The sequence below is a fragment of the Duganella sp. Dugasp78 genome, assembly GCF_059491455.1.
Window position 1 is genome coordinate 5,064,783 of the sequence record NZ_CP168506.1, and the last position, 20,065, is coordinate 5,084,847.

Below are 20,065 nucleotides of genomic sequence, written 5' to 3' on the forward strand. Positions count from 1 at the left end.
TATCAGGTTGCCTGATACGTGTCTTATAATATATGCTGCTTGGCCTGTAATGCAAGCGCTTTTCGAACGCTTTCCTTTGAATTCCGGACCACGATGAAAAAAAACCCTTCCGCCGCACACGACAAGCCCACCGGCATCGCCTACCTGATCGGCCGCATCGACCATGTGCTGAGCCGGCGCCTGCGCGACAGCCTCGGTTTGCTGGGCATGACGGCGGCCCAGTACACGGCCTTGGCGGTGCTCGACACCCAGCAGCAGCTGTCGAACGCGCAGCTGGCAGAGCGTTCGATGATCTCGCCGCAGTCGGCCAACGAGATGGTCAAGGCGATGGAGGCACGCGGCTGGGTGGTGCGCCAGGCTGACGCCAATCATGGCCGCATCATCCAACTGCGCCTCAGCGCCGAGGGCAGCGCCTTGCTGCGCCAGGGCGATGCGGCGGTGGCGGAGCTGGAACGCGCGATGCTGGCCGAACTGGGCACCGACCAGCGCGGCGAACTGCATGCGCAGCTGCGCGTGCTGTTGCGTTCATTGAGCGCCATCGTGCTGTAACTGCCGCCAGCGCGGGTTCTCAAGCAGCAGGGCGATGCCCTGGCCACCGCCGACGCAGGCCGCCGCCACGCCGTAGCGCTGGCGCCGCAGGTCCAGCGCGCGCGCCAGCGTGATGGTCAGGCGCACGCCGGTCGCCGCCAGCGGATGGCCTAGCGCGATGGCGCCTCCGTGGATGTTGAGGCGGTCCCGGTCGAGCTTCAGTTCCCGCTCCACCGCGATGATCTGCGCGCCCTGCGCTTCATTGATTTCAAACAGGCCGACCTGCTGCATGCTCAAGCCGCAGCGGTCGAGCAGCAGGCGGATCGCCGGCGCCGGACCGATGCCCATTACTTCGGGCGGCACGCCGACCACCGCCGCCGCCACGATGCGCGCCTGCGGCCTATGCCCGCCATGCATGGCGTAGGCGCCGGAAGTGACGATCGCGGCGGCCGCGCCGTCGGCCAGCGCGCAGCTGTTGCCGCCGGTCTGCACGCCTTGCGGATACAGCGGGCGCAGAGTGGCCAGCACCGACGGCGGCGAGATGCGCGGATGGGTGTCCTGGGCCAGTTCGGTCAGCGGGCCGCTCAGGCGGATGCGGCGGTCGGCATAGCCGTCCAGCGTGAACACCTCGTTGGCGACGGCGGCGATTTCGCCGGCGTAGAAGCCTGCCGTCCTGGCGTCCAGCGCGCGGGCGTGCGACATCGCCGCGAATTTGTCCACCTCCGCGCGCGTGATGCCGTAGCGGAGCGCCAGGTTTTCAGCGGTCTGCGGCATGGTGATGGCGGGGGCGGGATCGGTCAGCGCCTCCCACAGGAAGTCCTCGAAGCCGACCGGCGCACCCAGTTTGAAACCGCTGCGGTGGTTGAAGGCGGCGATGGGATTGCGTGTCATCGATTCGGTGCCCACCACCAGTACTGCGTCGGTGTAGCCCAGAGCGATCTGGTCGCCGGCCTGGCGGAACAGTTCGAAGCCGGTGCCGCAGATGCGCTGCACGTTCAGCGCCGGCACCGTCAGCGGCACGCCGGCGTACAGCCCGATATGACGCGGCAGCATGTACTGGTAGCAGTCGCCCGGCGCCATGCTGCCGCTGATGACGGAGCCGATGTCGGCGGCCGGCACGCCGCTGCGCCGCAGTACCGCACGCGCGGCCTTGATGCCGAGGTCCGTGGGCGAGACCTGGCCGAACGGGCCGCAGTAATCGGCCATCGGCGTGCGCAGGCCGTCGATCAGCCACAAGTCGTCGTAGTTCCGGAAGAAACCCTGGTTGGCGGTCGTGCTCATGGCCAGTAGCTTGGGCGCAGCTGCCCGGTCGCGCCGGCGTAGCCGTGGGCCTGGGCGAACGCTTCCAGCGCTTGTGGCGCTTCGTAGCGGCCGAAGATCGACCACAGGAACATGCGGCCATACAGTTCGCAGCGCTCGCGCGGATCGCCGTGCAGCGCCGGGTCGCGCGCCAGTGCCGCCTTCAGCGTGGCCAGGCTGTTTTCGTGCGCCACCATGCGGGTGCCGCCGTCGGCGCTGGTGTCGAACACCATCAGGCGCGGGACTCTGGCGTCGCCGCTCCAGCGCTGCCATTCAGGCAGCGTGCCGGCCGGTCCGCTGGCTGGCTCGCCGTGGCGGGCGAAATGGGTCCAGTAGCCGGCCATGGCGTCCGAGACTTCCCTGCGGCCGGGCAGGTTGGCGGCGGTGAAGGAGTGGAAGGGATCGAACTCGCCATCGAGGTCGCGCAATACGAAGGCGATGTCCAGCACGTGGGCGGCGCCCAGCAGCACGCGCGGCGCGATCAGCGGCACTGCTGGCTGTTCGTCCCAGTCGAAACGGTAGGTCCAGACATCGCGGTGGCCGGACGCCACCATCGCGCTGGCCGGTTCCAGCGCGCCGGCGGCCTGCCACAGGGCGGACATATAGGCCGCGTGGCGCTGGTAGCGGGCGCGGTCGCGCATCAGCGGAATGCGGCCGAACAGCATGCGCACGTATTCCGGATTGTTGGACATGAACAGCTTGTATTCGTCGCGGTTGGTGCCGATGATGACCGGCACCGCGTGGTAGCGGCTACGGTCGGCGAACACTTCGGCCAGCGGCATGGGGGGCAGCACGTGGCCGTCCTGGAGCACGCAGGGCGCGTCGTAGAAGCTGAGCGCTCCCGGCGTGATTGGCGCCAGCAGCGCGCCAGCTGGCAGGGCGCGCACATAGGCCGCTATCTGCGCTGCCGGCATGGATGCGATCAAGGCCTTGGCGGCGGCACGGTCGGCGGCGCGGCCGTCGCGCTGCAGCCACTGGCACAGCAGCTCGCGCGAGCTGAGGGCGTGGCCGGGCCGGGCGTCGTCCGTGTAGTTGCTGGCCTGCTCCGGCGAGTAGCTGACCGTCAGCGGCGATTGCAGGATGGCGCGATGGAACAGGCCTTTGGCCAATGGGCTGGCCAGCAGGGTGTAGGCATTCAGCCCGCCGGCCGATTCGCCGAACACCGTGACGTTATCGGGATCGCCGCCAAAAGCGGCGATGTGCTCGCGCACCCATTGCAGCGCCGCGATCAGGTCCAGCGTGCCGAAGTTGCCGGAGCGGTCGGCGGCGGTGTCGTCGTCCTGCGCCAGCTCATCGAGGCCGAACCAACCGAGGATGCCCAGGCGATAGTTGGCCGACACCACAAGCACTCGGTCCTGGCCCGCCAGGTTGCGCAAGGTGGTGTAGGTGGCGGCGGTGCCGGCGGTGTTGGCGCCGCCGTGGATCCAGAACATCACCGGCAGCGCGGCCGTTTGCGCTTCTTCGGCCGTCAGCTGGGGCGCGAACACGTTCAGCGTCAGGCAGTCTTCCGAGCCGGCCAGTTGCCCCCACTGGTCGGGCGGCAGTTCCAGCGTGACGCCGGCCAGTTGCAGTGCGGGCTGGCCGCAGGCCAGCGCCTGGCGCACACCTTGCCAGGCTTGCGGCGGACGCGGCGCCTTCCAGCGCAGCGGGCCGACCGGAGGCTGCGCATACGGTAGTCCCAGCCAGGCGTGAGTGTGGTGACGATCGGTGCGCCCCACCACGTGGCCCAGCGCGGTGTGGCGCAGCGAATCGGCGGCGGGCAGCGCGGTCGTGGCGGGACTGGCCGCTGCAGTGGACGAGTTCCGGCGCAGGCGCCAGAGCAGGGCGGCCAGCGCCGTGGCGCCGGCGACATAAAGCAGGATGTCAGGCATGATCGAGTTCCTCTTCTAGTGAGAGTGCGGGATGTGGCTGGGAAGGGATGCCTTGGCCGGCGTCGGCGCCGTCGTCGAGTTTGAATGCGTGCACCAGCCGCGCCAGTTCCGCCGCCTGCTGGCGCAGGCCGGCGGTGGCACCGGTGGCTTGCCCGACTAGTTCCGCGTTCTGCTGCGTGACCAGTTCCATCGCCTGCAAGGCCGCGCCGGCCTGCCTGATGCCGGCCTGCTGCTCGATGCTGGCGGCGGCGATCTGGCCGATGATGACGCTGACCTGCTGCACGCTGTCGACTACTTCGTTCATGGTGGCGCCGGCGCGTGCCACCAGCCGGTTGCCCGCTTCGACCTGCGTTACCGAATGGCCGATCAGAGTGCGGATTTCGCGCGCGGCGGTGGCGGAGCGCTGCGCCAGGTTGCGCACCTCGCCGGCGACGACCGCGAAGCCGCGTCCCTGTTCACCGGCGCGCGCCGCTTCCACCGCCGCGTTCAAGGCCAGGATATTGGTCTGGAATGCGATGCCGTCGATGACGCCGATGATTTCGCCGATACGGTGGGCCGAGCCGGTGATGGACTCCATCGTCAGGATCACTTCCGCCGCCACCTTGCCGCCGTCGCGTGCCACCGCGCTGGCGTTGGCCGCCAGTTCGGTGGCCTGGCGCGCGTGGCTGGCGTTGTCGCGCACGGCGGCGGCCAGCTGCTCCACGCAGCCGGCGGTGGCGCGTAGCGACTGCCGCTGGGTGTCACTGCGGCTCGTCAGATCCTGGTGGCCGCCGGCGATTTCGCTGGCCGCGCCGGCGATATGGTCGGCGCCGCGCCGCACCTGGCCGACCATAGCGGCCAGCCCGGTGCGCATGGTGTGCATCGCGAACAGCAGGCTGGATGCGTCGCCGCCGCGCAGGCTGACGTTCCCCGCCAGGTCGCCGGCGGCGGTGCGGCCGGCGATCTTGACGGCGTAGGCCGGTTCGCCGCCCAGCTGTTCGAGGATGCTGCGCGTCAGGCGCCAGCACAGCAGGCAGCCCAGCAGCAGGGCGGCCACGCTCAGTGCCAGTATCCAGGTGCGCGCGCCGGCATCGGATGAACGTCCCTGCGCCACGGCCAGTTCGCTTTGGCGGGTCTCCAGCGCGACCAGTTGTTCGAGCGCCGCCATCCAGCGGGTCTGGACCGGCAGCAGGCGCTCTACCAGCACGGTGTAGATCTGGTCCGATTCGCTGCGCATGGCTAGCTCCATCGCCTGCGCGATCGGTGCCTGGGCCGCCGCGTGCTGCTGGCCGATCTGCGCCAGCAAGGCGGTTTCCTCGGTCGTCGCGGCGTTGGCCAGCAGCTCGCGCAAGTGCTGCTCCGCGCTGGCGTAGCGCCTGGCCTGGTCCCGCATCCGTTCCGCTTCCGGCTGGAGGTAGGACAGGGAGCCGATCAGCGCCATGTTACGCAGCGCGATCATGCGTTCGTACACGGTGTCGCGCATCTGGGTGGCGAGCCGGGTCTTGGCGTTGCCGACCAGGGTGATCTGGTCGGTGCGCTGCTGCATCTGGTCCATGTGGCCCAGGCCGAGCGCTACGACGGCGAGCAGCAGCGCCAGGATCAGGCCAAAACCCAGGCGCAGGCGGGCGCCGATGCTGATGTCGGAGGTGCTCATGGCGTCAGTGGATTCCGGCCACGGCGCGTTGCGGCGCCTGCGTTGCCGCGTCCATGCGGCCGGGCTTCGGCGGCATCAGGAAGCAGGCCAGCGCCGGCACCAGCACCAGCGCGCCCACCATATTCCACAAGAACATGAAGGCCAGCAGGATGCCCATATCGGCCTGGAATTTGATCGGCGAGAACAGCCAGGTGGCGACCGCCACGGCCAGCGTCACGCCGGTCAGTATCACCACGCGGCCGGTGAAGCGCAGCGCGTGCAGGTAGGCTTCGGACAGGCTGGCGCCGGCGCGCATGCGGGTCAGCATCACGCTCAGCACATACAGCGCGTAGTCCACGCCGATGCCGACGCCCAGCGCGATCACCGGCAGCGTGGCGACCTTCACGCCCATGCCCAGCACCACCATCAGCACTTCGCACAGGATGGAAGTCAGCACCAGCGGCAGGATGGCCACAACCACCGCGCGCCAGCTGCGGAAGGTGGCGTAGCACAGCAAGATCACCGCGCCGTAGACCCAGAACAGCATGTCGTGCATGGCCTGCTTGACGACGATGTTGGTGGCGGCCTCGATGCCGGCGCTGCCGGCGGCCAGCTGGAACTGCACTTCCGGCGTGTTGTGGGTGGCGGCGAAGGCCTCGACCGAGTCGACCACACGGGTCAGCGTGGCGGCCTTGTGGTCCTTCAGGTAGACGTATAGCGACAGCAGCGAGCAGCTCTGGTTGAACAGCTCACGCGGAGCGCGGGTCTGCACCGCACCGAGTGCGCCGGCATTCGGGATCAGGTCATACCATTTGAAGTTACCCTCGTTGTAGCCGGTGGTGGCCAGCTTGCTCAGTGCAGCCATCGAGTTGGTCGAGTCGACGCCGGGCAGCTGCTCCAGCTGCCATGCCAGTTGATCCACACTGGCGAGCGTGCCGTACTGGGTGCACTGGTCGGGCGCGGTCTTGATCATCACCACCAGGATGTCGGAGCTGGCCGCGTAGTTGGCGACCATGAAGCCGTTGTCTCGGTTGTAGCGCGAATCGGCGCGCAGTTCCGGTGCGCCGGGATCGAGATCGCCGACCTTCAGGTTCAGGCTATACAGGTAGCCAAGGCCGCCCAGCAGCAGGCTGGCCGCCACCGTCATGGCGGCCCAGCGGCGCTGGGTGAAACGGTCGAGGAAGGTCCACAGCCAGGGCTGGGCGCCGTCGTCGCTGTCGGCTTGCAGGCTGCGCGCGGCGGCCTTGGTGCTGACGCCGGTGTAGGACAACAGCACCGGCAGCAGCACCAGGTTGGTGAAGATCAGCACCGCCACGCCGATGCTGGCGATGATGGCCAGGTCCTGGATCACCTTGATCTGTATGCTGACCAGCACCGCGAAGCCGACCGCGTCGCACAGCAGCGCGGTGAGGCCGGCGGCGAACAGGCGGCGGAAGGTGTAGCGCGCAGCCACCACGCGGTGGGTGCCGCGGCCCACGTCCTGCATGATGCCGTTCATCTTCTGGGCGCCGTGGCTCATGCCGATGGCGAACACCAGGAACGGCACCAGCACCGAATACGGATCGAGTTCGTAGTGCAGGGTGGCCAGCAGGCCGCACTGCCACAGCACCGCCACCAGCGAGCACACCACCACCAGCGTGGTGCTGCGCCAGCAGCGCGTGTACCAGAACAGCACCGCGCCGGCGATGGCGATCGCCAGCAGGAAGAACATCAGCACTTGTTGCAGGCCTTCGATCAGGTCGCCGACGATCTTGGCGAAGCCGGTGATGTGGATACGCACGCCTTCCTTCTGGTATTTGGCGCGGATCTGTTCCAGCCGTGCGGACAGGGCGCCATAGTCGAGCGGCTGGCCGGTCTGCGGAATCTGCTCCAGCAGCGGCACGAAGACGATGCTGGACTTGAAGTCGGCCGCCACCAGCTGGCCGATTTCGCCGGAGCGGGCCACGTTGGCGCGCAGCTGCGCCAGGCTGGCGGCCGAGCCGTCGTAGCCGTCCGGGATGACGGTGCCGCCGTCCAGCCCTTCCTCGGTCACGGCGGCCCAGCGCGTGCTGGGCGTCCACAGCGATTTCATGAAGGGCCGGTCCACGCCCGGCAGCAGGAACAGTTCATCGTTCAGGCGTTGCAGGGTGTCGAGGTAGGCGCGGTCGTAGATGGCGCCGCCGCCCGCTTCGACGGCGATGCGAACCGAGTTCCCCAGCCCATTCAGGTCGGCCTTGTTGGCCAGGTAGTTGACCACATAGGGATGGGCGCTGGGGATCATCTTCTCGAAGCTGGCATTGAGCTTGATGCGCGTGGCCTGGTAGCCCAGCACGATGGTCGCCAGCAGGCAAAGCAGGATGACCAGCGGCCGGTAGTTGAACAGCGCGCGCTCCCCGAGGTTGCCGGAGCCGGTGTCGAAGTCCTGCAGCCGCCGTACCACCGGCTGTTGTTCTAAATCTTGATCTGTGTGCATGATGTTCCAGCCATATTCATATGTAGGGGAAGAGCTAGCGTGGTACGGCGGCCGGTGCGACCCGGCGCAGGCCGCGCAGCCCCGCCACGACCAGCGCGCCGTCGCGCGCCTGCGCTACGGCAGCCAGCGGCAGCGCGGGCGGCAGGGCAGCGCCGGTCTGCGCGGCGAAACTGCGGCCCTGGTCGCGGCTTAGCAGAACGTCGCCGCCCTGGCTGACCAGCACCAGCGTGCCGTCGGCCAGCTCGGCGCCGCCGGCCAGCGAAGCCTGGACACCGGTATCGACCTTGCTCCAGCTGGCGCCCTGGTCGCCGGACCAGTATGCATTGCCGCGCAAGCCGTAGGCGACCAGCGCACCGCCGCGCGTGGCCAGCAGGCCAAAGTAGCTGCCCTTGTATGGGCTGGCGAGGGCGCTGAAGCTGGCCCCCTGGTCGGTGGAGCGCAGCAGCAGGCCCTGTTCGCCGGCCAGATATAGCACGTCGCCGGCGCCGCGCATGCCGTACAGGTGCAGGCCCTTGGGATTGGCGACATGCTGCTGCCACGGTTGCCAGGTGGAGCCGCCGTCCTCGGTCTTGAACAGCAGGTTATAGGCGCCCAGCACGTAGCCGTTGCGGGCGTTGGCGAAGTACAGGTCGAGGAACGGTTTGTCCGGACCGTCCTCCACCAGATGCCGGGCATCCGCCAGGGCGCGCTCCTGGTCCGGACCGGCGGCATTGGCCGCCGCCTTGAGCACCAGCGCGGCGGCCTGGATGCCGTCCAGTTGCTTGCGCCAGGTGGCGCCACCATCGGCGCTGTGCAGCACCACGCCCTGATGGCCGACCGCCCATCCGTGTTGGGCGTCGACGAACTGCAGCGCTGTCAAGCTGACGCCGACCGGCACGCTGGCCTGGCGCCAGGAGACGCCGGCATCATCCGAGTACAGGATGGTGCCGCGCTCGCCGGCGGCCACCAACCGCTGGCCTGCTGCGGCGATGGCCAGCATGGCGGCGTTCAGCGCCTTGGGCGTGACCAGCGCCGGCTGCGTCAACGCCGCCGGAGCGGTGGCCGCAGCGGTAGTGCTGTCGGCCCGTGCCCACGGCCCCAGCGCGCAGGCTGACGTCAGCAGAACCGCCAGCGCGGCACGGCGGGCAGCGAGTGGATTTGACTTGTTCATCGAGCGCCCCTTCACTTAGCGCGAGCCCTGGTTGGCCAGTTCCTCAGGACCGAAATAGCTGGCCGGCAGGCGCGGTATGGTCTTGTACTGGCTGGCCAGGTCGTTGGAGGCTTCGTTCAGCAGGTAGGCGCCGGTCTGCACGTTGTAGGTGCCCCACATGACATTGCCCACCACGGCCGGCAAGTCCGGCGCCAGCAGCGTCAGGGTGTAGTTGCCGCGCCAGATCTGGCCTTGCGCGTCGTAGCCGTCCACCAGGATGATTTGCCAGGTGTCTTCGTCCAGGTAGTAGCGGCGCTTGGTGACGACGTGGCGTTTGCCGGGGATCAGGCTCGCTTCCACTTCCCACACGCGGTGCAGCTCCCAGCGCACCAGGTCGGGATTGAGGAACTGCGGGCCAACCAGGTCGCTGATCTTGGCGGATGCGGCGCGGTTATTGTTATAGGGGATGTACATCTCCTTCTTGCCGACCAGCTTGAGCTCATGATGGTCGATGGGGCCGAACAGCATGAAGGCTTCGTCGAACAGGCCGATGCCGGAGGTGACCGAGTCCGGCGTGTCGTAGGACACCGACGGCGCACGCCGCACGCGGCGCTGGCCCACCAGGTACTGCCAGATCGCGCGCGGCTGCGCGTCGCTGATGCCGTCGTGGACCAGGATACCTTCACCGGCCTTGGAGGCTGGCGCGCGCGTGATCAGGCGGCCGAACTGGAAGATGCCGTCGAATTTTTCCAGGCTGCCGTCCTTGAAGTAGTACGGCCGCATGATGGTCTGTTCGGCCTCGGTGGCGGTGGCGCGCTTGCCGTCCGGGGTGACGATGGTGGTCCGCAGCGGGAATACCGTGGTCTCGCCGGTCCAGGCCAGGCGGTGGTTCATCATGGCCTCGTAGCCGGTCTTCGGAATCGGGAACGGAATGCCGCCGAACGCGCCTTCCACGCCGAAGCCGCCGTCGATGGACTTGGCGCGGGTGGCGTTCTTAAAGGTGTTCTCATACACCCAGGCCGGAGCACCGCCGGTGCGGTGGGTCGGATAGACGTCGATGCGGTAGGTCGGATACTTCTTCAGCAGCGCGACGGTGGCGGCGGACAGCTTGGCGGCGTACTGGTCGACGTTCTTGCCGGTGATGGACAGTGTCGGCTTCTCGGCGGCGAAGGGATCGGCGCGGAAGTCGCCCGCCTTGAAACCGGCTGGCACCTTGGCGTAGGCGCCGTCCCAGGCGGGAATGGTGCCGTCCTTGTTAGCGGCCTTTTCGGCGCCCAGCGGGGTCAAGGTGGAGTGCAGTTTGGCCGCTTCGTCGGCGGTGACGGCGGCGCCGGCGTGCGTCAGCGTGAAGGCCAGCGTCAGCGCGGCGGCAGTGAGAGTCAGGGTCGTCTTCATTATAGTTTTGTCCTTAGAATGCGCGTTTGATGTTGAAGGAGATGTAATCGCGGTCCGCCAGCGACTGGGCGTAGCTCAGGATGGGGGTGTTGGTGACCGGATTATTCTTCAGGAAGGTGCCGGCGGCGCCGAGGAAGCGCACGTAGCTGATGCCGAACTTCCAGTCCTGGTGGTAGGTGGCGTTGACGCCGATATTGAAGTCGCCGCCGTGCGAGCTGCCGCCGTTGAAATTGAACACGGCGCGCGAGCGGCCGTCGATGTTGTAGCCGACGCCGATAGGGATCGACAGATCGAGGCCATCGATCACCTGGTAGTAGGCCGGCTCGAAGATCATGCGCGCCGAAGTGGCGTCGCGGGTGGTGTTGGGATCGAGCGAGCCTTGCCAGGTGACGCTGGTGGCGCGGTTCCACGCCAGCTCGCCCAGCAGCGAAGCGCCCTGGAAGAAGGGATTGGTCGGCATCACGTAGATCGCCGACAGGTTGACGTGTGCCGTATTGCCGACCGCGTAGGCTGGATTGCCGCTGTTATCGGCGAACACACCGGTGCCGGCGCGCGACAGGAAGTTGGGCGTCGGGTCGCTGACCAGCGGCGTGTTGCGGCGGACCGAGACTTCGGCCGCCACGTTCGCGCCCAGCAGCACGGTGCTGGCGCTGGCGCCGAAGGTGCGGATGCCTTCCGCGTACACGGCACGCACGGTGGATGGCGCGCCGGGTGGGAAGCCGGGTGCGAAGCCCAGGTAGAAGTAGGGCGTCTTGTCGTGGTAGCGGGCGGCATAGAAGCCGTATTCGACATCCGAGCCGGCCGGCGAGAACTTGACCTGTACGCCACCCTGGCCAGAGTTCTTTGCCTTCATGTCCGGCAGGGTGTAGAAGGCCGGTGCGCCGCTATTGGTCGGCGCGACCAGGAAGGCGGTGCTGCCGGCGCCCGCTGCGTCGTAGGAGCTCAGGTAGCTGCCGACGCCGGGGATTTGGGTGGGCCGCCATTCGAACTGGTAGTAGCCGCCGATCGATACGTTGGGCAGCACCTGCAGTTGGCCTGAGACCTGGTTGACCGGCCGCAGGATCTCCTTGAACTGCGCGCCCGGTACGCTGAGCAGTTTGACCAGGTCCACCGGTCCCTGTGCGTTGGCGATGCCGTTGGCGCCGAAGAACAGGCTTTCGCCGTATTGCAGCGTGTGGCGGCCGACGCGCACGGTGCCCGGCAGTTCGCCCAGTGAACCCTTGGCGAAGACGAAGGCGTCCAGCAGCTCGGCGTTGCGGCCATGTAGCAGGCGAGTGCCATCGGCGAAGCTGTTGCCGGATTTTCCTGCCAGCGTGACGGCATTGCTGGCGGCGGAAGCATTGTCGTTGGTGCCGGTGTACGAGCTGTCGTACCAGGCGGCGGCGCTGACGCGCATGCCCAGGTTGCGGGTGCCTGCGTCGAACTCGGACAGCCAGTCGATGCGGCTGGAGACGATGCCTTTGCGGCGGAAGTTCTGGTTGCCGTCGTCGAGGTTATAGCCGGTGAAGTCGGTCGGGCCCGAGGATGGATAGCCGCCCGCCAGCAGGCGCGCGTCGGCGTCCTTCAGGCGGTAGGCGCTGCTGTACTTGAAGGTGTTGTTCCAGCTGATCTTGAGTTCGGGATTGTCGGTCTCGAATTCGAAGGCATGGGCGGCCGGCATGGCGGCCGTCACGGCCAATGCCAACAGGGTTGGACTCAGGCGTTTATTCGCTTGCATTGTCAGTCTCCTAGTTATAGTTTTGTATGGCCGCTGACGCGCGGCGGGGCGGATGGCGGGCATCAGATAAAGGTGGAAGCCAATCCTCCGTCGATGGGCAGGTTGACGCCGCTGATCCAGCGCGCGTCGTCGCTGCACAGGAAGCTGATGACGGCGGCCACTTCGTCGGCATAGGCCGGGCGCTTCATTCGGTGGGCGTCGCGCTGCACGCGCTCCTGGCCCAGCATGGAGACGAAGTCGCCCAGGATCGGCGTGAAGACGGGACCAGGCGCCACGCTGTTCATGCGTACCGAATGCTGCAGGAACCATTTCTGCGATTGGACATAGGTCCAGACGATCAGCGCTTCCTTGAAGTACTGGTAGCAGGTGTCGGCGGGCACGGCGTGCATATCCAGCCAGGCCTGGCCTTCGCTAAAGCCTCGTACCTCGGCCAGTTGTTTGTGCAGCGCCAGGCGCTCCGGCCATTCCGCGCCCAGGATGGAGGCGACGTTGACGATGGAACCGCCGGCCGGCATGCGCGGCAGCACGGCTTCAGTCAAGTGGCGCAGGCCAAGGTAGTTGACCCGCGCCAGCAGCGCCGGATCGGCGGTGCCGGGCACGCCGGCGATATTGCACAGCGCGTCCACGCGCTGCGGCAACTGGGCGACGGCGGCGTCGATGCTGGCGGTCTGGCCCAGGTCGACGGAGATAAAGCCGTCCAGCGTCAGGCCAGGCTCGGTGCGGTCCATGCCAATCACGGTGGCGCCTTCGAAGCGCGCCAGGCGCGCCACTTCGGCGCCGATGCCGGATGCGGCGCCGGTAACGACGATGGTCTTGTTACGTAACTTCATATGGTCTCCTTGTTGGTGTAGTGACTGATCCCCGTCATTCCCGCGCAAGCGGGAATCCATGCTGAAGTAGCCGATCCAGCTCACTATGGGTTCCCGCCTGCGCGGGAACGACGTGGTTTTTAAAAGGGATAGCGCGGCGCTTCGGTTTTCACCGTCAGCCATTGCCATTGGGTGAACTCGTCCCAGTCGGAGCTGCCGCCGTGGCGGCCGCCGTTGCCGGACGTGCCGCCGCCGCCGAACGGCGCGTGCGCTTCGGCCAGCACGGTCTGGTCGTTGATGTGGGCGTGGCCGGCCGGCACGCGGTCGACGATGAACATGGCGCGCGCCAGCGTCGGCGTGATCACTCCCAGCGCCAGGCAGCCCGTGGTGGCGGAGGCCAGGGCGATGGCTTCCTGGTCGGTGTCGAACACGGTGATCGAGGCCACGGGGCCGAACAGCTCTTCCTCGAAGCAGCGCATGCCGGGACGTACACCGGTCAGCACGGTGGGTTGGTAGAACTGGTTTTCGTAGGTGCCGCCGGCCAGCAGGGTGGCACCGGCCGCCACGCTGTCCTGCACGATGGCGTGCACGCGCTGGACTTGGCGGGCGTTGATCAGCGGCCCAAGCGCCACCTTGCCGCTCATCGGATCGCCCACCGGCAGCTGGCCGGCTTTGGCCACCAGGCGTTCGATGACGGCGGCGGCGATGCCGCGCTGGAGCAGGATGCGGCCGGAGGCCATGCAGATCTGGCCCTGGTGCAGATAGGCGCCCCAGGCCACGTTGGCGGCGGCGATGTCGGGATCGGCGTCATCGAGGATGATCAGCGAGTTCTTGCCGCCCAGTTCCAGCGACGTTTTCTTCAGGTTGCGGCCAGCCAGTTCGCCGATGCTGCGGCCCACCGCGGTCGATCCGGTGAAGGCGATCATGGCGATGTCGGGATGGCTGCACATCGCCTGTCCCGCTTCGGCGCCGCCGGCCAGCACGTGCAGCACGCCTTTGGGCAGGCCGGCTTCTTCGAAGATGCGGGCGATCAGCACGCCGCCGCTGACGGGTGTCTGCAGGTCCGGCTTGTGGACCACGGCGTTACCGGTGGCCAGCGCAGGCGCGATCGAGCGGATCGACAGGATCAGCGGGAAGTTGAACGGCGAGATCACGCCGACCACGCCGTGCGGCATGCGCCGGGCGATGCTCATCTGGCCGCTGGCGGAGGCCAGCAGCTGGCCCTTGGGCTGGGTGAGCATGGAAGCGGCTTCCTGCAGGTGGGCGCTGGCTTCGCGCAGTTCCAGGTCGGCCTTGGGGCGGATCGCGCCAGTCTCGCGCACGATCCACGTCGCCAGTTCGTCGTGGTGTTCGGCGATGACGGCGGCGGCGCGGCGGAAGATGGCGGCGCGTTCCTTGTAGTCGCTGGCGGCCCACGCGGCCTGCGCGGCCCGTGCCTGCGCGGCGGAGCGCGCGACGTCGTCGGCGTCGGCCAGGCCGATACGGCCCAGCTGTTCGCCCGTCGCGGGTTCGATGAAGGTGTGGACGCCGCCGTGGGCCGCGATCCAGTCGCCGGTGAAGATGCGGCCTTGCCAGATCGATGGACGTAAAAGCGCATTCGCGTTGGTCATGCTGTCTCCTTTGAATGATGGGTGTTGGGGAAGTCAGCCTGTTAGCACGCTAGTTGCATGAAGGTCTGCTTGCCGCTCTTGCGTTAGCTATTACAAGTTACGTGCCAGCTCTTTGTGGAACGGGTCTATTGCGGCGCACCATGCGGCGCCCGCACTGGGCGTAGCGCTGTATTGAATGGCCGCTTGCGGCGCAGCGCAGCAAAAAAGAAGATGTGCAGGCGATTGATGAAATGATCAAATGGGAGAACAGCCGATGTATGATTTGGTAAAAGACGATGAAAGTGGAGACATGAGCAAACCACCTCGCGTGTCGCTGGCGGAGATGTCGCGCGTCAGCAAGGTGCTGGCGCACGGCGACAGCCAGCACCTGAAAGCCGGTGCGGCGCCCACGCTGGACGACCTGACGCAAAGCCTGCACTTCTCGCCCGGCGACGGCCGCATCTGGCTCAATGGGCAGCGCATGCAGCTGCTGCATATCACGTCGCTGGGGGCGATGCGGCGCGAACTGCTGGAGAGCATAGGCCCCGAGCGCACGCGCGGCCTGCTGACGCGGATCGGCTATTCGGCGGGCGCGCGCGATGCGCAATTGCTGCGCGAACGCTGGCCCGACGCCGAACCTGGATCGCTGTTCGCGGCCGGGCCGCGCATGCACTCGCTGGAGGGCGCGGTCAAGGTCGAGCCGCTGCATTTCGAATTCGACTTCGAACGCGGCACCTACCATGGCGAATTCCTGTGGCACCATTCCAGCGAGGCCGAGGTGCATACCTCCGATTTCGGCGTCGGCACCGAGCCGGCTTGCTGGATGCAGACCGGTTACGCCATCGGCTACACCAGCGCGATGATCGGACGGCTGACCATCTATCGCGAGACCGAGTGCACGGCGATGGGGCACAAGCACTGCCGCCTGATCGGCAAGCCCGCCGACGAGTGGGACAATGTGAAAGAGGACCTGCGCTTCCTTAACGCGGAGTCGTTCGTCAGCACCACCGCGTACGGCGGGCCGGGCCAGCACCAGCAGGCGGCGGTGCTGGCGGGCGATGACGGACGTTCGTACGGCGAGAAGGAAATGGTCGGTGTGTCATCGGCCTTCAACGCGGCCTGCCATATGCTCAAGCGCGTGGCACCGACCGCCGCCACGGTGCTGTTCACCGGCGAATCCGGCGTCGGCAAGGAGCTCTTCGCCTATATGCTGCACCAGATCAGCGCCCGCAAGGAGCAGCCTTTTGTGGCCGTCAACTGCGCGGCGATACCCGAGACGCTGATCGAGTCCGAACTGTTCGGCGTGGAGCGCGGCGCCTTCACCGGCGCCAGCCAGTCGCGGCCCGGCCGCTTCGAGCGCGCTTCCGGCGGCACACTGTTCCTCGACGAGATAGGCACGCTTAGCCTGGTGGCGCAGGGTAAGCTGCTGCGTGCGCTGCAGGAGGGCGAGATCGAGCGGGTAGGGGGCGTGCGCAGCGTGAAGGTGGACGTGCGGCTGGTGGCGGCCACCAATGTCGATCTGCGCGAGGAGATCCGCCAGGGACGCTTCCGCGAAGACCTGTTCTTCCGCCTGAACGTGTTCCCGATCCGCCTGCCGCCGCTGCGCGACCGACGCGATGACATCCCGCTGCTGATGGGTTACTTCATGCGGCACTACGGCCAGAAGCACCAGCGCCGTGTGACCGGCTTCACGGCGCGCGCGGTCGATGCGCTGCTCAACTACGACTTCCCGGGGAATATCCGCGAGCTGCAAAACCTGGTGGAGCGCGGCGTGATCTACGCCGACGAGGATGGGCCTATCGATTTGCCGCACCTGTTCACCAGCGGCGAGGAGTCGCGCACCTCCTATTTTTCGCTGGCGCAGACAGGGCGCCTGACCAGCCACGAAGCGGCCACGCCGCAGGCGGCATCTGGCGGTGCACTGCTCGACGTGCTGCCCGAGATGCTGCGGCAGGCATCTGAACAACAGCAGGACTGGTCGCTGGACAATCTGGAAAGCACGCTGATACTGGCGGCGGTGAAGCGGGCCGACGGCAACCTGTCGGCGGCGGCGCGCACGCTGGGCCTGACGCGGCCGCAACTGTCCTACCGGATGAAGAAGCTCCGGCAGGGCTGAAGCCCGGTCACTCCAGGTAGATCTTCTGCAGCAGCTTGATGAGCTGCGCGCGCTCGGCGTCGGTGAGCCTGCCGGTCGCATCCACTTCCAGCTCGCTGGCGGTCTTTTCCGCCTTGGTGCACATGCTCAGGCCCGCGGGCGTGAGCGCGAGCGTCTGCGAGCGCCGGTCCAGCGGACTACGCTGGCGCAGCAGCAACCCGCGCTCCTGCAGCCTGTCGAGCAGGATGGCGAGATTGGGCGGCGACACGTTCACCGCATCCGACAGCCGTTTCTGGTTGATGTTGGGATTGGCCTTGAGCAGGCTCAGTACACTGAAATCCACCGGCCGCAGCTCGTACTTCGCCATGCGCTTTTCGAACAGCGGCATGATGCGGATATAGGCCCGGCGACAGTTATAGCCCACCAGATCCTGGAGTGCGCGCTGGTCCAGCGGCTGCTCGGCCGCCTCCTGGACGGCATCGATGAGGTTAATCTTCTTTTTCTTGGGCAGCGTTGTCATGTCCGGATTCTAGCAAAGAAGCGCCGTCCGGGCCATCCCGATGCTTGCAATTCCATGAAAATGCGTATAGTCTATAATCATTATAAAACATAACTAATTATCTCAACATCATCCATCGAGGAGACACGATGAAACGCAGCGCACTCACCGCCGTACTGTTCACCGCATTGGCCGCCGGCGCGGCCCAGGCTCAGGAACCCATCCGCATCGGCGTGATTGCCGCGCTCACCGGGCCGTTCGCCAACACCGGCAAGCCGTTCGAGGATGGCATCAGGGCCTATATGCTGCAGTATGGCGACCAGGTGGCCGGCAGGAAGATCGAGATCATCTACCGCGACGATGGTGGCACCAATGTCGACCAGTCCAAGCGGGCGGCCCAGGAGCTGATCACGCGCGAACACGTCAGCTTCCTGATCGGCTTCTCGCTGACGCCCAGCGCCATGGCGGTAGCGCCCATCGCCACCCAGGCCAAGATGCCGATGATCGTGATGAACGCGGTCACCAACGGCATTACCGCCAAGTCGCCGTACATGCTGCGCACCAGCATGACGATGCATCAGATGACGGGGCCGTTCGGCGCCTGGACCGCGAAGAACAAGATCGGCAAGGTTTACACGCTGGTCAGCGACTACAGCACCGGGCTCGATGCGGAGGCGCGTTTCACCAAGGAGTTCAACGCCGGCGGCGGTAAGGTGTTGGGCTCGGCGCGCGCGCCGCTGGCCAATCCCGATTACTCCCCCTTCATCCAGCGCATCAAGGATGAAAAGCCGGATGCGCTGTTCTTCTTCGCGCCCGGCGTGGAGGACGGCATCGGCCTGCTGAAAGCCTTCAGCGACAAGGGCCTGGACAAGGCGGGCATCAAGTTCCTCGGCGTGGGCGACATGACCAGCGAAACGCCGACGCTGGAGGCGCTGGGCGACCGCGCATTGGGCGCGGTGACGGTACTGAACTACGCGCCCACGCTGGACAACGACGCCAACAAAGCCTTCCTGAAATCCTATGCACAGGCCAATCCGGGCCGCCCGCCCGCGACCTTCGTCACTGTGGCGGCTTACGACACCATGGGCATGATCTACGAGACCGTCCGCAAACTCGGCGGCGTCGTCACCGGCGACAAGGCCATGCAGGCGCTGACCGGGATGAAGCGCGATAGTCCGCGTGGTCCAATCAGTATCGACCCGGCCACGCGCGACATCGTGCAGAACATGTACATCCGCGAGGTGAAAAAAATCAACGGCAAGCTGGTAAACGACCCGATCGCCGTGCTGCGCGACGTCAGCCCTAACTAAGGAGACTTCATGATGATCGAACGACGTGTCTTGAATGGCGCGCCGCTGGCGGCGCTTTGCCTGTCGGCGGCGGCCCTGAGTGGCTGCGGTGGTGACGGAGCTACTATTCCCGATGTTACGCAGACGTTACCGCAGTTAGCCCTGGCCGGCGGCGCCAAGCTGGCCTCCTGCACGGATTTGGCCAGCAAGATCGCTTATCCCAATACGACGATCGCCAGCGCGGAGTCGGTGGCTGCAGGTGTGCTGACGGTGGCCGGCAAGCCGGTGCCGGCGCACTGCCTGGTGAAGGGATCGATGTATCAGCGTGTGAGTTCCGTGGATGGCAAAAGCTATGCGATCGGCTTCGAGATGCGGCTGCCGGTGGATTGGAACGGACGATTCTTCTACCAGGCCAACGGCGGTCTTGATGGCGCGGTCCTCACGGCGAACGGCGAGGTTGGAGGTGGCGGGCAACTGGATAGCGCGCTGAATCAAGGCTTTGCGGTGATCAGTTCGGACGCCGGCCACGGCGCCGCCACACCGTTGTTCGGCCTTGATCCGCAGGCGCGGCTGGACTATGGCTACCAGGCGTCGGGCAAACTGGCGCCGATGGCCAAGAGCGTCATCCAGACCGCTTACGGCAAAGGGCCGGACCGCTCGTATTTTGGCGGCTGTTCCAACGGCGGCCGTCACACCATGGTGGCGGCATCCCGTTACGGCGAACAGTTCGACGGCTACCTGGTCGGCGATCCCGGTTTCCGCCTGCCCCTGGCGGCCATCGCCAATATCGCCGGCGGCCAATCCTACGCGGCCCTGGCGACCACGCAGGGTGACCTGTCGACCGGCTTCACGTTGGCCGAACGCGCGCTGGTATCGAACGCGGTACTGGACAAGTGCGATGCGCTCGACGGCGTCAAGGACGGCATGGTGCAGGACACCGGCACCTGCCAGGCCGCCTTCAGCCTGGAACGCGACGTGCCGACCTGCGGCGCGCAAGGCCGCGACGGCACCTGCTTGAGCGCGGCGCAGAAGACGGCGATCGGACAGCTGTTCACGGGCGCCACCACCAGCGCCAAGACGAAGTTCTATTCAAGCTTCCCGTACGATGCGGGCCTGGGCACTGGCAATTGGGCGTTCTGGAAGTTCTTCAGTCCCCTGCAACTGGATTCGGGCGCGGTGGCGATGATCTGGAAGGTGCCGCCGGTGGATCCTGCCACCTTCAACGGCGCCAGCTTCGCGCTGACCTCCAGCATAGACTCGCTGCTGGGGCAGGTCGCGGCAACCGACGGCACTTACACCGAAAGCGCGATGTCCTTCATGCTGCCGCCGCACCTGACCGACTACAGCACCGTGAAGAACCGTGGCGCCAAGATGATGCTGTACCACGGCACCAGCGACCCGATTTTCTCCAGCGATGACACCAAGGCGTGGTACGACAATCTGCGCGCCGCGAACGGCGGCGACGCTTCCGGCTTCGCGCGCTACTTCCAGGTGCCGGGCATGAACCATTGTTCCGGCGGACCGTCGACCGACCAATTCGACATGCTGACGCCCCTGGTCAATTGGGTCGAGAAAGGACAGGCCCCGGAACGCGTGGTGGCAAGCGCGCGCGGCCCGGGCAACGCCGGCGGTGCCAATGCCGACGTGCCGGCATCCTGGTCGGCGACGCGTACCCGCCCGCTGTGCCCCTATCCGCGCGTGGCGAAGTACAACGGCAGCGGCAGCATCGAGGATGCCGCCAACTTCAGCTGCAAGTAACGGAGTGTCGGATGCCCCTGGTC

The 20,065-nt window shown here is 66.7% G+C and carries 14 protein-coding genes; 4 read left to right on the top strand and 10 right to left on the bottom strand.

Going from position 1 to position 20,065, the window contains the following annotated elements; all coding sequences use genetic code 11:
• Positions 1–93 precede the first annotated feature (93 nt).
• Entirely contained in the window at positions 94–549 is a 456-nt protein-coding gene (locus tag ACEN9O_RS22480; protein WP_495614026.1) for a MarR family winged helix-turn-helix transcriptional regulator, read from the top strand.
• Here the strand turns inward: ACEN9O_RS22480 and ACEN9O_RS22485 are convergent.
• The 9 genes from ACEN9O_RS22485 to ACEN9O_RS22525 form a co-directional block, all read right to left on the bottom strand.
• On the bottom strand, positions 526–1,809 hold the full coding sequence (locus ACEN9O_RS22485; protein ID WP_495614027.1) for a thiolase family protein: 1,284 nt from the start codon (positions 1,807–1,809) through the stop codon (positions 526–528). The genes ACEN9O_RS22480 and ACEN9O_RS22485 overlap by 24 nt on opposite strands.
• Complete coding sequence (locus tag ACEN9O_RS22490) at positions 1,806–3,698, bottom strand: carboxylesterase/lipase family protein (RefSeq protein WP_495614028.1); 1,893 nt, start codon at positions 3,696–3,698, stop codon at positions 1,806–1,808. Before ACEN9O_RS22490 ends, ACEN9O_RS22485 begins: the two co-directional genes overlap by 4 nt.
• Entirely contained in the window at positions 3,691–5,331 is a 1,641-nt protein-coding gene (locus tag ACEN9O_RS22495; protein WP_495614029.1) for a methyl-accepting chemotaxis protein, read from the bottom strand. Before ACEN9O_RS22495 ends, ACEN9O_RS22490 begins: the two co-directional genes overlap by 8 nt.
• A 4-nt stretch (positions 5,332–5,335) precedes the next feature.
• Positions 5,336–7,762, bottom strand: a complete 2,427-nt coding sequence (locus ACEN9O_RS22500; RefSeq protein WP_495614030.1) for an efflux RND transporter permease subunit — start codon at positions 7,760–7,762, stop codon at positions 5,336–5,338.
• A gap of 34 nt (positions 7,763–7,796) precedes the next feature.
• Positions 7,797–8,912, bottom strand: a complete 1,116-nt coding sequence (locus ACEN9O_RS22505) for a YCF48-related protein (protein WP_495614031.1) — start codon at positions 8,910–8,912, stop codon at positions 7,797–7,799.
• 15 nt (positions 8,913–8,927) lie between these two features.
• Positions 8,928–10,286 carry a DUF1329 domain-containing protein gene (locus tag ACEN9O_RS22510; RefSeq protein WP_495614032.1) on the bottom strand — a complete coding sequence of 453 codons (1,359 nt, stop codon included), beginning with the start codon at positions 10,284–10,286 and terminating at the stop codon, positions 8,928–8,930.
• Positions 10,287–10,299: 13 nt separating this feature from the next.
• The gene (locus tag ACEN9O_RS22515; RefSeq protein ID WP_495614033.1) at positions 10,300–12,003 is read right to left on the bottom strand and encodes a DUF1302 domain-containing protein; all 1,704 of its coding nucleotides are present in this window, start codon (positions 12,001–12,003) and stop codon (positions 10,300–10,302) included.
• A 62-nt stretch (positions 12,004–12,065) separates the two neighbouring features.
• Positions 12,066–12,833, bottom strand: a complete 768-nt coding sequence (locus ACEN9O_RS22520) for a coniferyl-alcohol dehydrogenase (RefSeq protein WP_495614034.1) — start codon at positions 12,831–12,833, stop codon at positions 12,066–12,068.
• Positions 12,834–12,952: 119 nt separating this feature from the next.
• A complete protein-coding gene (locus ACEN9O_RS22525) occupies positions 12,953–14,422 on the bottom strand; it encodes a benzaldehyde dehydrogenase (RefSeq protein ID WP_495614035.1) in 1,470 nt (489 codons plus the stop codon).
• 289 nt (positions 14,423–14,711) lie between these two features.
• On the opposite strand from ACEN9O_RS22525, the gene ACEN9O_RS22530 reads away from it, so the two are divergent.
• The gene (locus ACEN9O_RS22530; RefSeq protein ID WP_495614036.1) at positions 14,712–16,517 is read left to right on the top strand and encodes a sigma 54-interacting transcriptional regulator; all 1,806 of its coding nucleotides are present in this window, start codon (positions 14,712–14,714) and stop codon (positions 16,515–16,517) included.
• A 7-nt stretch (positions 16,518–16,524) separates the two neighbouring features.
• On the opposite strand, the gene ACEN9O_RS22535 is transcribed toward ACEN9O_RS22530, so the two are convergent.
• Complete coding sequence (locus ACEN9O_RS22535) at positions 16,525–17,016, bottom strand: MarR family winged helix-turn-helix transcriptional regulator (RefSeq protein ID WP_495614037.1); 492 nt, start codon at positions 17,014–17,016, stop codon at positions 16,525–16,527.
• A gap of 128 nt (positions 17,017–17,144) precedes the next feature.
• Here ACEN9O_RS22535 and ACEN9O_RS22540 point away from each other — a divergent pair, with 128 nt between their 5' ends.
• Positions 17,145–18,305, top strand: coding sequence for an ABC transporter substrate-binding protein (locus ACEN9O_RS22540; protein WP_495614038.1), 1,161 nt, complete (start codon positions 17,145–17,147; stop codon positions 18,303–18,305).
• A 9-nt stretch (positions 18,306–18,314) separates the two neighbouring features.
• On the top strand, positions 18,315–20,042 hold the full coding sequence (locus tag ACEN9O_RS22545) for a tannase/feruloyl esterase family alpha/beta hydrolase (RefSeq protein WP_495614039.1): 1,728 nt from the start codon (positions 18,315–18,317) through the stop codon (positions 20,040–20,042).
• Positions 20,043–20,065 lie beyond the last annotated feature (23 nt).